A 16329-nucleotide genomic window follows, 5' to 3' on the forward strand; every position below is an offset into this window, starting at 1 on the left:
GGCCCGGAGGCTGCCGGCACCTGCCCGGCAGCCGTTCTTTTACCCATGCCCGGTGCGGGGCATCGGATTCCATGCAGCAACCGCGGGGGGAAGCCCTTCATGACCATCGACACCACACCCGACCTGATCGTCCTCGGTTCCGGTTCCACCGCCTTTGCCGGGGCGCTGCGCGCCACCTCCCACGGTGCGCGGGTGCTCATGTTCGAAAAGAGCGTCCTGGGTGGCACGTGCATCAACTGGGGGTGCGTCCCCAGCAAGACTCTCATCCACGCGGCCCTGTTCAATCACGAGGCCCATCTGGGGATGAAGCTCGGGCTCGGGCTTGCGGATGGCGGGCAGGGCGTTGATTCGGAATCGCTCTTCGCCCACCGGGAGGAGGTCGTGCGCAAGCTCCGCCAGGAGCGCTACCTGGACGTGCTCCAGAACATGTCCGGGCTGGAACTCGTCAAGGGGACCGCGCGTTTTATCGACCAGCACACCATCGAGGTCAACGACAAGCGCTATCGCTCTCCCCGCTTCCTCGTCGCGGTGGGAGGCAAGCCGCGCATCCCCCCTATTCCGGGGATCGGGGGGTGCAACTACCTCACAAGCCGCAGCGCCCTGCTGATGAAGGAACTCCCCAAATCCCTGGTCATCGTGGGAGGCGGCGTCATTGCCGTCGAATTGGGGCAGATGTACCATCGCCTGGGCAGCCGCGTAACGATCCTCGAGCATGGACCGCGCCTTTTGCCGGCCATGGAGCGGGAAACGGCCGAAGCGCTCCGTGCCGTACTGGTTGGGGAAGGGATCAAGGTGGTGACGGATGTGACCATCTGCTCGGCCGACCGTGCGGGGGATGTGAATGTGCTCTCCGCCGACGTCTGCGGCAGGCGCCACGAATACACCGCCGAACGGTTGCTCCTGGCGGTGGGCACCGGCCCGGCCACGGAAGGGCTCGGCCTGGAACGGGCGGGCGTGGCGACGGACCCGAAGGGCTTCATTGTCACCGACGGGCGCCTGCGCACCTCGGCCGACGGCATCTGGGCGGCCGGGGACGTGACCGGCAGGATGCTGATCGCCACGGTGGGAGCCCGGCAGGCCATCGTGGCGATCGACGACATGTTCAACGAAGGGTGCGGCTGCACCATGGATTACCTGGCGGCCCCCATGGCGGTCTTCACGGACCCGGAGATCGGCATGGTCGGCCATACCGAGGAAAGCGCCCGGCAGGCCGGCTTCGATGTGGCGGTCAACGTCATGCCGGTCAGCGCCATCCCCAAGGCCCACGTCACCGGCCACACCGCCGGGGTGATCAAGATGATCGCCGACCGGCCGACCGGGCGGCTCCTGGGGGTGCATCTGGCCTGTCACCGGGGGGCGGACCTGATCAACGAGGCGGCCCTGGCCCTGCACCTGAAAGCCACCGTGGCGGACCTGGCCGCCACCATGCACGTCTATCCCTCCATCGGCGAGGGGTTGAAGCTCTGCGCCCAGGGGTTCGACCGGGACATCAGCAGGCTCTCCTGCTGCGCCGAGTAACAGGTTGTTGAAAAACAGCCATCTCGCCGCCGTCCTCGAATACCCTTTCGTGCGGCGTAGCGCTGCTATGCCTCCTCAGGGCCTTCTGCGGGTGCGACGATCTGACTATTTTTGAACAACCTGAGCTTCACAACAACCTGTTAGATGCCGCCCATGCAGAGGTACTTGATCTCCAGAAAATCATCAACACCGTAGCGGGACCCCTCCCGGCCCACCCCCGACTCCTTCACCCCGCCGAAGGGGGCGACCGCCGAGGAGATCAAGCCGGTATTGATGCCGACGATCCCATACTCCAGCGCTTCCGCGACCCGCCACACCCGGCCCATGTCCCGGCTGTAGAAGTAGGAGGCGAGCCCGAACTCGGTGTCGTTGGCCATGGCGACCGCCTCCTCGTCGGTGGTGAAGCGGAACAGGGGGGCCAGGGGACCGAAGGTCTCTTCCCGGGCCACCGCCATGGCGGGGGTGACATCGGTCAGGATGGTGGGCTGGAAGAAGCTGCCGCCCAGTTCGTGCCGCCCTCCGCCGGTGACGATGCGCGCCCCCTTGGCAAGGGCGTCGGCGATATGCTCCTCCACCTTCTCCACCGCCTTCATGTCGATCAGCGGCCCCTGCTGGGTATCGCCCTTGAGGCCGTCGCCAACCTTCAGCCTGCCCACGGCGGCGGACAATTTTTCGGCAAAGGCGTCGTAGATGCCGGCCTGCACCAGGAAACGGTTGGTGCAGACGCAGGTCTGGCCGGTGTTGCGGTACTTGGAGGCGATGGCCCCCTCCACCGCCGCATCCAGGTCGGCGTCGTCGAACACGATGAAAGGGGCGTTGCCCCCCAATTCCATGGCCACCTTCTTGACCGTCCCGGCACTCTGCCGCATGAGCAGCTTGCCCACCTCCGTGGAGCCGGTGAAGGTCAGCTTGCGGACGACGGGGTTGGCGGTCATCTCGCCGCCGATGGCGCCGGAGGCCCCGGTGACCACGTTGAACACCCCGGCCGGGATGCCGGCCCGTTCGGCCAGCACGGCCAGCGCCAGAGCCGAATAGGGGGTCTGGCTGGCCGGCTTGAGGACCATGGTGCAGCCCACGGCCAGGGCCGGCCCGGCCTTGCGGGTGATCATGGCGGCGGGGAAGTTCCAGGGGGTGATGGCGGCGCAGACGCCGATCGGCTCCTTGATGACGACGATCCGCTTGTCGTTCTGCACGGTGGGGATGGTATCGCCGTAGACCCGCTTTCCCTCCTCGGCAAACCATTCGATGAACGAGGCGGCATAGGCGATCTCCCCCCGGGATTCGGCCAACGGCTTGCCCTGTTCGGCGGTCATGAGGATCGCCAGGTCCTCCTGGTTCTCCAGCAGCAGCTCGTACCAGCGGCGCAGGAGCCGGGAGCGTTCCCCGGCGGTCCTGGCCCGCCAGGCGGGATAGGCCGCGTTGGCCGCATCGATGGCGGAGCGGGTTTCGCTTGCGCCCATTTTGGGAACCGTACCGATGACCTCGTCGGTGGCGGGGTTGTTGACCGGGATGGTGCCGCCGTCCGCGGCGTCGAGCCACTTCCCGTTGATATGGCATTGCTGGCGGAAAAGGGTCGGGTCTTTCAGTGTGAACATGGTGTCACTCCTCCGTTGGGGTAGTCCAAGGCACACCGGCATAGCCGGTGGCTGTTATTTTACTCCAAAGCCTTGTGAAGTAAAGTGTTGCGTATACCACCGGAAGAGAGTGCACGCTGGCGCATCATTCCTGAATTTGCGGTGCCTGAATGGCGAAACGGGCGACATGCCGGCGTCAAACGCCGCCGTAACGGCTTGTGTGAATTCAGGTATCTCTGATTTCGACAAACCCCCTTGACAAAATAGACCGACCGGTCTATTTTTACTTCCATGAAAAAGAAAGATACACAGGGCGAGATCATCCGTATCGGCACCGAGATGATCGCCCGCCAGGGTTTCAACGCCACCGGCATCGATGCCGTTTTGAAAGAGGCCGGCGTCCCCAAGGGGTCGTTCTACCACTACTTCAAGAGCAAGGAAGAGTTCGGCCTGGCGGTGATCGACAACTTTGCCGAACGCTTCGAACAACGCATGGAGATGTTCCTCGGCAACGAAGATAGCGCGCCCCTCGACCGCATCCGCGACTTCCTGGAGAGCGGCCTGACGCGCGTGGCCGAGAACCAGTGCACCAAAGGGTGCCTGATCGGCAACCTGGGGCAGGAACTGGCCGATCTGAACGAACGCTTCCGCGCCCGCCTGGACGAGATCTTCGGCATGTGGCGGGAACGCTTCGCCACCTGCCTGCGCGAGGCCCAAAGCCGGGGGGAGCTTTCCGGTGCGGTCGATCCGGCGGTAACGGCCGGTTTCATCCTTTCCGGCTGGGAAGGTGCGATCCTGCGGGCCAAGGTGATGAAATCGCCCCAGCCCATGCGGGATTTCGTCGATCTCCTGTTCAGCGCCATCCTGGGGCAGAAGTAAGCCCTTTCACGCATTCAAAGAATAGTTGACCGGTCTAATATTTAACAGGTTATCAACCTGAATCCGTGACGCCGGAGTGCCGCAGTATCCGGAAGAGCCGGAGCCTGCCCGCCGCCCGGCCGCGTCAAACAACTCACTCCGGCGCTCCTCCGTCGGCTTGGTGCGCATTTATTCAAGGGCAATGGCAGAGGCCTTTCGGACCAACGAAGGCCACGGAGGCGTCATGGATTCAGGTCAAAATCAACCTAGGAGGGACACATGAAGCAATCCGTGGGAGCAAAGACACTGGCCACCCCAACCCCGGTGTGGCTGGTTGGCACCTATGACGAGGCGGGTGTGGCAAACATCATGACCGCTGCCTGGGGCGGCATCTGCTGTTCCCAGCCACCCTGCGTGGCGGTATCGCTGCGCAAGGCGACCTACAGCCATGCCGCCATCGTGGCGCGCAAGGCGTTCACCGTCAGCATCCCGTCCCAGGCACAGGTGGCGCAGGCCGACTATGTGGGAACCGTGTCGGGACGCGACGGAGACAAGTTCGCCGCCTGCGGCTGGACGCCGGTGAAGAGCGACCTGGTGGACGCCCCCTACGTGGACGAGGTGCCGCTGGTGGTGGAATGCCGCCTGCTGCATATCCACGAACTCGGCCTGCACACCCAGTTCGTGGGGGAGATCGTGGACGTCAAGGCGGACGAGACGGTGATCGGGGCCAAAGGGTACCCGGACATCACCAGGGTCAGGCCCATGATCTGGGACACGGCCCACATGGGGTACTACGGCCTGGGAGAGTTCCTGGGCAAGGCATGGCAGGTCGGCACGACCGTCACACCGGAGGGAATGAAATGAAAATCGTCTGTCTGCTGGGAAGCCCCCGCACCACGGGGAGCAGTGCCACCATCGCCAACCATCTCCTGAAAACCGCCGGGGCTCTGGGGGCGGAAACGCGGTCCTTTGAATTGAACCGGCTTGCCTACCGCGGCTGCCAGGCGTGCTATGCCTGCAAGACAAAGCTCGACAGGTGCGCGCTCAAAGACGACCTGAGCGAGGTATTGGCCGCGGTGAGCGAGGCGGACGCGCTGGTGCTGGCCTCGCCGGTCTATTACGGCGACATCACCAGCCAGCTCAAGGGGTTCATCGACCGCAGCTACTCCTACCTGGTCCCCGATTATATCACCAACCCGCAGCCAAGCCGCCTGACGCCCAAAAAGCTGGTCTTCGTCCAGACCCAGGGGCAGCCGGAAGAGGCGGCATTTTCCGATATTTTCCCACGCTACGAGGGATTCCTGAAATGGATGGGGTTCGGCGAGGGCACCTTGATCCGCGCCTGCGGCATCGGCCCCGGCAGAACCGACGTCGTTCCGGGGCATATCCTGCAGCAGGCCGAGGAAGCGGCGCGCGCCTTGATGGCATAGCTCCGGCATGAAAGGAGACGGCGATGGAAGAGCGTATCCGCACCATGATCTGCCGCTTTGCGGGGGAAAGCCCGGCCGGGCGCTTCCCCGAGAGCGGTGAACCGTATTTCGATGAACCGCTGGTCGGCTATGCCGCTGCCGACGATCCCCTTTTCAATGACTACAAGGGGATCATCGGGGCGTTTCACCGTACGCCGCAGGAGGTGATGGAGCTCGGTTTCGGCACCGGCGTGCGGGCGGCCACGGTCATTTCCTGGATTCTGCCCATCACCCGGCCGACGCGGGAGAGCAACCGCCGGGAAGAGGTGTATCCCTCCTTCGCCTGGGCCCGCACCAGGAACTTCGGCGAACAACTCAACGCCACCCTGCGCCGCCACGTGACGGAGTGGCTGGCCGAACAGGGGCATCGGGCCGTGGCGCCCCAACTGGAGGCCACCTGGCGCGAATACCCCGACACCCCGGTCGGCAGGGCATCCACCTGGTCGGAGCGCCACGCCGCCTATGCCGCCGGTCTGGGCACCTTCAGCCTGAACGACGCCCTGATCACCCCCCGGGGCATCGCCCACCGCTGCGGCAGTGTGATTACCGACCTGCCGTTGACACCGACCCCGCGCCCCTACCCCGGCCCCTATCACAACTGTCTCCACTACCGGGAGAAAAGCTGCGGCGCCTGCATCGAACGCTGCCCGGCCGGGGCCATTTCCCTGCAGGGACACGACAAGGACGCCTGCAGCCGCTACGTGTACGGCACCGCTGTCGATGCGGTCGCAGAGAAGTTCGGCGTGACGCAGACCGGGTGCGGCCTCTGCCAGACCAGGGTTCCGTGCGAGGGACAAATCCCGGCCGGAACGGGTGGCGTTTGATGCCGCGGCAGACGAAAACGTGCCGGCAACATTGCGGAAGCACAGTTGAAACATTTTACTTTACCGGAGGAAAGAATGAGTTTGGTAACCATTGATCACAGCGCCTGCCGGCGTGACGGCATGTGCATCGAAGTATGCCCGCCGGCACTTTTCGAGGTGGATGGGGGGGGATTCCCCGTTTTCCGCGCCGGCGGAGAGCAGGACTGCATCGCCTGCGGTCACTGCGTCGCCGTCTGCCCCCACGGGGCGGTCCACCATGAAGCCCTGCCCATGGAGGGAGCGCAGCTCGTCGATCACACCCTGGCGGTTTCCATCCCGGCTCTGAACCAGCTGGTGAGGAACCGCCGCTCGGTCAGGGAATTCCGGGATGAACCGGTGCCCCAGGCCCTGGTGAGCGAGATCATCGATGTGGCCCGGTGGGCCCCGTCGGCCGTAAACCGCCAGCCGGTGAACTGGCTGGTGATCCAGACCCCGGCCGAGGTGAAGCGCCTGGCCGGACTGGTGATCGATTACCTGCGCCAGAGCAACAAACTGGAACCGCGCTACACCCGGTACATTGACCTGTGGGAACAGGGCAGGGACCCGATCCTGCGCAATGCGCCCCACCTGGCCGTTATCCACGCCCCGGACGAATGGCTCTGGAGTTCGGTGGACAGCACCATCGCCCTGACCCAGTTCGAGCTGGCGGCCGTCGCCCAGGGTGTCGGCACCTGCTGGGCAGGCTTCCTGATGCGGGCGGCGAACGGGCATCCGCCGCTCAAGGAAGCGCTCGGCATCCCCGCGGATCACAGCGTATTCGGGGCGCTGATGTACGGCTTCCCCCGCTATCGCTACCACCGCGTCCCGCCGCGCCAGGAGGCACGGATCCAGTGGAGATGACCCCGGAAACACCAACTATCGATAAGGAGCACATATCCATGAAGGTTATTGCCATAAACGGAAGTCCGAGAAAAAAATGGAATACGGCGGCCCTGCTGGGCAAGGCCCTGGAAGGCGCCGCCGCGCAGGGGGCCGAGACCGAGCTTGTCCACCTCTACGATCTTGACTACAAAGGGTGCGTGAGCTGCTTCGCCTGCAAGGTCCGGGAGGGCAAGAGCTATGGCACCTGCGGTTTCATCGACGGCTTGACGCCGGTCCTGAAAAGGATCATCGAGGCCGACGCCCTGATCATCGGGTCGCCGATCTACTTCGGCTCGGTGACCGGCGAGACCCGTTCCTTCCTCGAGCGGCTGCTGTTTCAGTACCTGACCTACACCGTGCCCTACGCATCCATCGCCCCCAAGAAGCTCGCCACCGGGTTCATCTACACGATGAACGTCACGGAGGAACAGAGCAAGGCGTATGGCTACGGGCCCCTCTTCGACTCCCACGCCCGCTACCTGCAGCTGATCTTCGGCCACCAGCCGGAATCGTTGTGCAGCTTCGATACCTGCCAGGTGGACGACTATTCCAAGGTGGTGATAGAGAGTTTCGATCCCGCTCACAAGGCACAGCGGCGCGCCGAGGCCTTTCCCCTGGATTGTCAGCGGGCATATGACTTGGGGGCCAGGCTTGCCGGAAAGGAGCCGTGACATGACGGAACGGAAAAACTTCGCGGCAGCTGACATCGGCCCCCTGGAAGGCCTCGTGAGCCATGAATTCCGCGGATTGAAGGGCAAGTGCTTCATGGGCAAGGAGTTGGGCCTCACCGGGTGCGAGGTTTCTCTCAACCGGCTCCCGGCCGGCACGGCCATGCCCTTTGTCCATGCCCACACAAAAAACGAAGAGCTCTACATCGTGCTGCGCGGCAACGGCACCTTCTTCGTGGACGGCACCGAGTTTCCGGTCCGGGAGGGCAGCCTGGTACGGGTTGCTCCCCAGGGCGAGCGGTCGTGGAAAGCCGGCGATGAAGATCTGTACTTCATCTGCATCCAGGCCGAGGAAAACAGTCTGAGCCAGGCCACCCTCGACGACGGCTTCCGCATCCCCACGACCAAGGCATCCTGGATGGCCGAATAGGTCCGGACCGGACAGGATTGCGATAACACTGCCAGGAAAGCCCCGCCTCCCATCAGGGAAGCGGGGCTTTTGCGCGCCGGCGCCCCCGGTCTTTCCGGCGCTTGCCCCGCCCGGTACGCTGGAAAAGCCATGCGGCACATCACGGCGTCTCCCCCGGGGCAGACCGCAAGAACCCCTTGACAAACCGGCTGAAACAATTATAAATTAGGCATATTGAATGACCATTCATTCAATTTCAATGAGATCGGGGCCGGGAAAAATGGCAAAGCTTGACAAACGCAGTGAAATAGTTCGGGCGGCAGTGCAGATCATTGCCGAGCAGGGGTTCCATGGTTCTCCCATGGCCATGATCGCCGAGCGGGCCGGGGTGGCGGCCGGGACGATCTACTGCTACTTCGAAAGCAAGGACATCCTCATCAGGGAGCTCTACCGGGAGATAGAGGGGAAAATGCTGGAGGCGCTCCGGGTCGGGTACCAGACGGAACGGCCCATCAGGGAACGTTTTCTGCACCTCGGCATCAACCTCCTCAAGTACTTCGTCGCCCACCCCATCGAATCCAAATACATGGAACAGTTTCACAACTCCCCCTACGGTGCGGACCTGCGCCGGGGCAGGTTTGCCAAGGAATGCCAGGACGACGACCTCCTGTACCTGGAGTTGTTCGAGCAGGGGGTAGCCCAGCAGGTCATGAAGGACCTGCCCCATATCGTACTCTTTGCCCTGGCCTTCGGCCCCATGATCACCCTGACCCGGGACCATATCCTCGGGTTCATCGTACTGGACGACGCCTTGATCGAGAAAACCATCGCAGCGTGTTGGGACGGCATCAAGCGTTAGAGGCCCGTGCGCTTCGCCGCGGGCAGCGATCCCGGGAGGCGCGCAACCTGCCTCGGGAAAACGCAGCGACGGCAGCCCCACAAGAACCGGAACGGCGACCTATGCGCCAACCGTGAAACCCGAAGCCGTCCCTGCACACACTATCGCATGAGGATCAGACATGACAGCACCTGCCCCTATCACCATCCACCGTCACAATTACCGCCCACCCGACTATACCGTTGAAAGCATCGACCTCCGCTTCGAACTTGGGGAGGAAACGACCGTCGTCCGCTCCCGCCTTGCCCTGCGGGCGGCGTACGACCGCTCCGGGGGAGAACGGCCGCTGGTCCTGGACGGCCACCGCTTCGAATTGCGCAGCCTGCACCTCGACGGGACGCCCCTTGCCCCGGGGGCCTTCCAGGTTACGGAAGAGACGCTCGTCGTGCCGTCGGTTCCCGCAGCCTTCACCCTGGAGGTGGAAACCGAACTGCGCCCCCAGGATAACACCTTCCTCGAAGGGCTCTACCGCTCCAACGGAATGTTCTGCACCCAGTGCGAGGCCCAGGGCTTCCGGGCCATCACCTATTACCCGGACCGCCCCGATGTGCTCTCCGTCTTCACCGTGACCATCATCGCCGATCGTGAGCGCTGCCCGGTGCTTCTGTCCAACGGCAACCCGGTGGACAGGGGGGAACTCCCGGATGGCCGCCACTTCGCCACCTGGCACGACCCCTTCAGGAAACCGAGCTACCTCTTCGCCCTGGTGGCCGGCAAGCTGGCCTGTCTCACGGATACCTTCACCACCTGCTCGGGCCGGGAGGTGAGCCTGCGGCTCTACCTCCAGGAGGCCAACCGGCACAAGGGGGAACACGCCCTCCGCTCCCTGAGGAAAGCCATGCGCTGGGACGAGGAGACCTTTGGCCGGGAATACGACCTGGACTGCTACATGGTCGTGGCGGTGGACGATTTCAACATGGGGGCCATGGAAAACAAAGGGCTCAACATCTTCAATTCACGCTACGTCCTGGCCACCCCCGAAACCGCCACCGACGAGGACTATCAGGCCATCGAGGAGGTCATCGGCCACGAGTATTTCCACAACTGGAGCGGCAACCGGGTTACCTGCCGCGACTGGTTCCAACTCTCCCTCAAGGAGGGGCTCACCATCTTCCGCGACCAGGAGTTTTCCGCCGATATGGAGTCGCGCGGCGTGAAACGCATCGCCGATGTCCGTGCCCTGCGCACCGCACAGTTCGCCGAGGACGGCGGTCCGCTGGCGCACCCGGTCCGGCCAGATTCCTATATGGAGATCAACAACTTCTATACCGCGACCGTCTACAACAAGGGGGGCGAGTTGATCCGCATGCTGCGCACCCTGCTGGGCGCCGGACGTTTCAGAGAGGGGATGGACCTCTACTTCGCGCGCCACGACGGGCAGGCGGTCACGATCGAGGATTTTGTCCGGGCCCTGGCCGATGCGGGTGAGCGGGACCTGGACCAGTTCCGCCTCTGGTACAGCCAGGCCGGAACGCCGCGTCTGGAGGCGTCGGGGGCATTCGAAGCCGCCGACGGTGTCTTCACCCTGACGGTGCGCCAGTCCTGCCCCCCTACCCCCGGGCAGGCGGACAAGCAGCCGTTCCACCTCCCGCTGGTCGTCGGCCTCCTGAACCGGGATGGCCGGGAACTTCCGGTCACCCTGTTCGGCGAAGCGGCCCCCGGCCCCACCACCAGAACCCTCGAGGTGTGCAAGGCCGAACAGACGTTCCACTTCTCCGGCCTGGACAGTGAACCGGTGCCGGCCCTGCTGCGCGGCTACTCCGCCCCGGTAAAGCTCGACTATCCCTACCGTCACGACGATCTCGTGCTCCTCATGGCCCACGAAACCGACCCCTTCTGCCGCTGGGAGGCGGGGCAGCAGTTGGCGGCGCAGGTTATCCTCGCCCTGGTGGCCGACCACCAGTCAGGACGGGAACTCAAGCCGGACCAGGCGTTCGTGGCGGCCTACCGGGCCACCTTGACCTGCGGGGAGCCGGATCGGGCCTTTCTGGCCGAGGCGCTCACGCTGCCGTCGGAAAAATACCTGGCCGAACTGATGCCGGTCATCGACCCGGAGGCCATTCACATCGCCCGCAAGTTCATGATCCGCACCCTGGCGGCGCAGTTGCGGAACGATTTCCTGGCGGTGCGCGAGACGTGCCGCAGCACACGGCCCTACGGGGTGGACGACGACCGCTCGGGAGAACGCCGCCTGGCCAACCTCTGCCTGGCCTACCTGATGACCCTGGAGGAACAGGCCATTACCGACCTCTGCATCCGGCAGTACCATGCATCGGACAACATGACCGACACCATGGGGGCGCTCGCGCCGCTCGCCTCGTGCGACTGCCCCGAGCGCAGCCGGGTGGTGGAGGATTTCTATAGCCGCTGGCAGGGAGACCGCCAGGTGGTGGACAAGTGGTTCTCCCTCAGGGCCCTGGCGGACCTCCCCGGCACCATCGACGACGTCCGGGCGCTCATCGACCATCCGGCCTTCGAGCTGGCCAATCCCAACCGCTTCCGCGCCCTGGTGGGCGCCTTCAGCCAGAACCAGCACCACTTCCACGCCCCCGATGGCGCAGGTTACCGTTTCCTGGCCGATCAACTGCTCCGCCTCATCCCGGTCAATCCCCAGGTCTCCGCCCGCCTCCTGGCGCCGCTGACCACGTGGCGGCGCTTCGAACCGGGGAGACAGGCGCTCATGCAGCAGGAATTGCGGCGAATCCAGGCGGTCCCCAACCTGCCCCGGGACGTCTACGAGGTTGTGGAAAAAAGCCTGTAATATAACTCCTTAGAATCACCCGCCTCCTTGCACATTCGTGCCACATTGTCCAAAATTGGATTGAAGGTTTCCCAAGCATACTATATACAAGGGCGTAACGTCATCGGCAGGTAGCGGGGTTCTCCCCGCTACCTGCCGCAACGGCATCCACGTACCCAATGGAGCCAGCCCTTCCATGAAAAAACGCATCGTTCTCGCCATCATCGGCCTGCTCATCGTCATCGCCGCCCTTGCTGCCGTCAAAACCCTGCAGATCGGTACGATGATCAAGCAGGGCAAGAGCTTCGTCCCCCCCCCGAAACGGTGACCAGCGCTACGGTCACATCCGACTCCTGGGAGGCCGCCTTGACTGCGGTCGGCACGGTCAACGCCGTCCAGGGGGTTACGGTGGCCGCGGAGTTGGCGGGCAAGGTGGCGAAGATCGCTTTTGAGGCCGGCTCCCCGGTCAAAAAGGGGGATCTGCTGCTGCGCCAGGATACCACCTCCGAAGAGGCCCAACTCCCCGGCGCGGTAGCCCAGGCCAATCTGGCCCGCGCCAACCAGAAACGGGCCGACAAGCTGTTTGCGGACGGGATCATCTCCCAGGCCGATCACGATACCGCGCTGTCCAACACCGCCCAGGCCCAGGCCCTGGTGGACAATATCCGGGCCACCATCGCCAAAAAGACCGTTCGCGCCCCTTTCAGCGGCCGCCTCGGCATCCGCCAGGCCAACCTCGGCCAGATGCTGAGCGAGGCTGCCCCCATCGTCACGCTCCAGTCCCTCGACCCGATCTACGTCGACTTCACCCTGCCCCAACAGCAGCTCGGCCAGGTACGCCCCGGCCAGACGGTACGGGTGACGGGCGACGCCCTGCCGGGAGAGGTCATTACGGGACGGGTCACGGCCATCAGCCCCCAGATCGATGCGGATACCCGCAACGTCAAGGTGGAGGCAACGGTCTCGAACCATGGGGAGAAGCTGCGCCCCGGCATGTTCGTCAACGTGGCGGTCGGCCTCCCCGTTCGCCGGAAGGTCCTGGCGATCCCGGCCACGGCGGTCCTCTACGCCCCCTACAGCGATTCGGTCTTCGTGATCGAGGACGCCAAGGAGAGCAAAAACGGCGTAAAGGGCAAGCAGCTACGCCAGCAGTTCGTCCGCCTGGGGGAGAAGCGGGGTGATTTCGTGGCCGTCGTCGGCGGGCTGAAGGAAGGCGCGGCCATCGTCAGCACCGGCGTCTTCAAGTTGCGCAACGGCCAGGCGGTGGTGGTCGATAACAAGCTGGCCCCTGCTTTCCAGCAGGCACCCACACCAGAGAACAACTGAGCGACGGGCCATCCATGAAAATCACCGACCTCTTCATCCGCCGCCCCGTGCTGGCCCTGGTGGTCAACCTGATCATCATTATCGCCGGCCTGCAGGCCATCCGCACCCTCAACGTGCGCCAGTACCCGCGCAGCGAAAACGCGGCGGTAACCGTCACCACCGTCTATACCGGGGCAAGCGCCAACCTGGTGCGCGGCTTCATCACCACGCCCCTGGAGCGCGCCATAGCGGCCGCCGACGGCATCGACTACATGGAATCCCAGAGCACCCTCGGCCTCTCCACCATCAAGGTGCGCCTCAAACTCAATTACGACGCCACCCGCGCCCTGGCGGAGATCAGCTCCAAGGTGGATCAGGTGCGCCGCGACCTCCCCCCGAGGCCGAGGTGCCGGTGATCAACATCGAATCGGCCGACAGCGAGTTCGCCTCGGCATACCTGAGCTTCACCTCCGACATGCTCAAGCAGAACGAGGTCACCGAATACCTGACGCGCGTTGTCCAGCCCCGCCTCACGGCCATCGAGGGGGTGCAGCGGGCGGACATCCTCGGCGGCCGCACGTTCGCCATGCGCATCTGGCTCAAACCGGAGCGGATGGGCGCCCTCAACGTTAGTCCGGCCCAGGTGAACCGGGCATTGGCAGCCAACAACGTGCTGGCGGCCCTTGGCCGGAGCAAGGGTTCCTTCATCCAGGTCAACCTGACCGCCAATACCAACCTCAACACGGTGGAGGAGTTCAAACGCCTGGCGGTGCGCGATCAGAACGGCGCCATCGTGCGCCTGGGCGATATCGCCGACGTGGTGCTGGGGGCCGAGGACTATGATTCCGAGGTCCACTTCTCGGGGCAGGCGGCGGTCTTCATGGGGATCTGGCCGTTGCCCAACGCCAATGCCCTGGACGTCATCAAACGGGTGCGCGCCGAGATGGCCGCCATCCAGCGCGACCTGCCCAGCGGCATGCAGTCCCGCATTGCCTATGACGGCACCAACTACATCAACAACGCCATCCACGAGGTGCTGAAAACCCTGGGTGATACCCTCTTGATCGTCGTTGTGGTCATCTTCCTCTTCCTGGGCTCCTTCCGCTCGGTATTCATCCCGGTGGTGGCCATACCGGTCTCGCTGATCGGGGCCATATTCCTCATGCAGGCCTTCGGCTTTACCGTAAACCTGCTGACCCTGCTGGCGGTGGTTCTGTCCGTCGGTCTGGTGGTGGACGACGCCATCGTGGTGGTGGAGAACGTGGAGCGGCACATGGGCGAGGGCAAGTCCCCCCTGGAGGCGGCCCTGCTCGGCGCCCGCGAACTGGTCGGGCCGATCATCGCCATGACCGTCACCCTGGCGGCGGTCTACCTCCCCATCGGTCTGCAGGGCGGGCTGACCGGCTCCCTGTTCCGGGAATTCGCCTTTACCCTGGCCGGCGCCGTAACCATCTCCGGCATCGTGGCTCTGACCCTGTCGCCGCTCATGTCCGCCACCCTGCTCAAGCCGGGCGGTGTGGAGCACGGGCTGGCCGGCCGCATCACCCGGGATTTCAAACGCCTGAGAAGTTTTTACGGCAGGCTGCTCGATGCCACCCTCAACGCCCGTCCGGCGGTCTACACGGTCTGGATCGTGATCACCCTGCTCACGGTGCCGCTGTTTACCATGTCCGCCAAGGAGTTGGCGCCGAGCGAAGACCAGGGGGTCGTTTTCGGCATCCTGGATGCCTCGGCCAACTCGACCCTCGACCAGAACAGCCGCTACGCCGCGGCGGTAAACCGGGCATTCATGAGCGTGCCGGAGACCGACTTCACCTTCCAGGTCACCCTCCCCACCTCCGGTTTCGGCGGACTGGTCGCCAAGCCGTGGAACGACCGCAAGCGCACCATCTTCCAGATCATGCCCGAGGTACAGAAAAAGCTCCAGGAGATCCCCGGCATTCAGGTCTTCCCGGTCCTGCCGCCGGCCCTGCCCGGCGGCGGCCAGTTCCCGGTGGAATTCCTCCTGACCTCCACGGCCGAGACCGAACAGATTTTGGATTTTGCCCGCCAGTTGCAGGCGAAGGCCATGAAGAGCGGCATGTTCGCCTTTCCGCCCCTGATCGATGTCAAGATCGACCAGCCCCAATCCGAGTTCATCATCGACCGCGACAAGGTCGCCGACCTGGGGCTCAACCTGGAGCAGGTCGGCACGGACCTGGGGAATATGGTGGGGGGCAACTACGTCAACCGTTTCGACATCGCCGGCCGCAGCTACAAGGTGATCCCCCAGGTCCAGCGGGTCGGCCGCCTCAACCCGGACCAGCTTCAGGACATCTACATCACCGGCCCCAACAACAAGCTGATCCCGCTCAGTACCGTCGCCACCATCAAGGAATCGGTCGTGCCTCGTTCGCTCAACCGCTTCCAGCAGTTGAACGCGGTGAAGATCAGCGGCGTGGCCATCCGGCCGCTGGAGGAGGCCCTGCGCTATCTGGAGGGCGAGGCCGGGAAAATCCTGCCCCAGGGATACAAACTGGACTACACGGGGGAATCACGCCAGTTGCGTACGGAGGGGAACCGGTTCCTGCCCGCCTTCGGCCTGGCCGTGGTCCTGATCTTCCTGGTGCTGGCGGCTCAATTCAACAGTTTTCGCGACCCCTTCGTCATCCTGGCCGGGTCGGTGCCCCTGGCCATGTTCGGCGCCCTGATCTTCACCTTCCTGAAGATGCCCGATCCCAACATCCCCTTCTGGACCAAGGGGTGGACCACCACCCTCAACATCTACTCCCAGGTCGGCCTGGTGACCCTGGTGGGCCTGGTGTCCAAGAACGGCATCCTGATCGTCGAGTTCGCCAACCAACTCCAGTTGCAGGGGCACCCCAAGCTGGAGGCCGTGCGCCAGGCAGCCATGACCCGCCTGCGTCCGGTCCTGATGACCAGCGCCGCCACCATCGCCGGGCATTTCCCCCTGACCCTGGTAACCGGCGCCGGCGCCGCCGCCCGTAACTCCATCGGCTTGGTGCTGGTGGGCGGCATGTTCATCGGCACCTTCTTCACCCTCTTTGTCATCCCCTCCATCTACATGCTCATCGCCCGCGACCACGGCAAGGACCGCGAGCGTGAAGCGACGGTGGCGGCGGCTGAGGTCTAACGGAAGAGCGCCTCCCGTTTTCGTACCTGGCGA

At 64.3% G+C, this 16329-nt stretch carries 11 protein-coding genes and 2 pseudogenes; 12 read left to right on the forward strand and 1 reads right to left on the reverse strand.

All coding sequences use genetic code 11. From position 1 onward, the window contains the following. Window positions 1–105 precede the first annotated feature (105 nt). Window positions 106–1518, forward strand: coding sequence for a mercury(II) reductase (gene merA, locus FO488_RS12020; RefSeq protein WP_370514342.1), 1413 nt, complete (start codon window positions 106–108; stop codon window positions 1516–1518). Between the two features lie 140 nt (window positions 1519–1658). Here the strand turns inward: merA and gabD are convergent, their stop codons facing one another. After that, entirely contained in the window at window positions 1659–3113 is a 1455-nt protein-coding gene (gene gabD, locus FO488_RS12025; protein WP_149210781.1) for an NADP-dependent succinate-semialdehyde dehydrogenase, read from the reverse strand. 270 nt (window positions 3114–3383) lie between these two features. On the opposite strand from gabD, the gene FO488_RS12030 reads away from it, so the two are divergent. From FO488_RS12030 to FO488_RS12080, 11 genes and pseudogenes are all read left to right on the forward strand, one after another. Further along, window positions 3384–3971, forward strand: a complete 588-nt coding sequence (locus tag FO488_RS12030; protein ID WP_149210782.1) for a TetR/AcrR family transcriptional regulator — start codon at window positions 3384–3386, stop codon at window positions 3969–3971. A 258-nt stretch (window positions 3972–4229) separates the two neighbouring features. Next, window positions 4230–4814 carry a flavin reductase family protein gene (locus FO488_RS12035; protein ID WP_149210783.1) on the forward strand — a complete coding sequence of 195 codons (585 nt, stop codon included), beginning with the start codon at window positions 4230–4232 and terminating at the stop codon, window positions 4812–4814. Then, window positions 4811–5380: a flavodoxin family protein gene (locus FO488_RS12040; RefSeq protein ID WP_149210784.1), complete on the forward strand. Its 570-nt coding sequence runs from the start codon at window positions 4811–4813 to the stop codon at window positions 5378–5380. Before FO488_RS12035 ends, FO488_RS12040 begins: the two co-directional genes overlap by 4 nt. A 23-nt stretch (window positions 5381–5403) precedes the next feature. Continuing rightward, the gene (locus tag FO488_RS12045) at window positions 5404–6243 is read left to right on the forward strand and encodes an epoxyqueuosine reductase (RefSeq protein ID WP_149210785.1); all 840 of its coding nucleotides are present in this window, start codon (window positions 5404–5406) and stop codon (window positions 6241–6243) included. Between the two features lie 75 nt (window positions 6244–6318). Further along, window positions 6319–7122: a nitroreductase family protein gene (locus FO488_RS12050; RefSeq protein WP_149210786.1), complete on the forward strand. Its 804-nt coding sequence runs from the start codon at window positions 6319–6321 to the stop codon at window positions 7120–7122. 38 nt (window positions 7123–7160) lie between these two features. Continuing rightward, a complete protein-coding gene (locus tag FO488_RS12055) occupies window positions 7161–7814 on the forward strand; it encodes a flavodoxin family protein (RefSeq protein WP_149210787.1) in 654 nt (217 codons plus the stop codon). Between the two features lies 1 nt (window position 7815). After that, the gene (locus FO488_RS12060) at window positions 7816–8241 is read left to right on the forward strand and encodes a cupin domain-containing protein (protein ID WP_149210788.1); all 426 of its coding nucleotides are present in this window, start codon (window positions 7816–7818) and stop codon (window positions 8239–8241) included. 259 nt (window positions 8242–8500) lie between these two features. After that, window positions 8501–9079 (forward strand): TetR/AcrR family transcriptional regulator, encoded by a 579-nt coding sequence (locus tag FO488_RS12065; protein ID WP_149210789.1) that lies wholly within the window; start codon window positions 8501–8503, stop codon window positions 9077–9079. A 160-nt stretch (window positions 9080–9239) separates the two neighbouring features. Beyond that, complete coding sequence (gene pepN, locus FO488_RS12070) at window positions 9240–11879, forward strand: aminopeptidase N (protein ID WP_149210790.1); 2640 nt, start codon at window positions 9240–9242, stop codon at window positions 11877–11879. A 175-nt stretch (window positions 11880–12054) separates the two neighbouring features. Then, a pseudogene (locus tag FO488_RS12075) lies at window positions 12055–13184 on the forward strand (efflux RND transporter periplasmic adaptor subunit). A gap of 14 nt (window positions 13185–13198) precedes the next feature. Further along, window positions 13199–16296, forward strand: a pseudogene (locus tag FO488_RS12080) (efflux RND transporter permease subunit). Window positions 16297–16329: the final 33 nt, after the last annotated feature.

Source organism: Geobacter sp. FeAm09 (assembly GCF_008330225.1).
Taxonomy (GTDB): Bacteria; Desulfobacterota; Desulfuromonadia; order Geobacterales; family Pseudopelobacteraceae; genus Oryzomonas.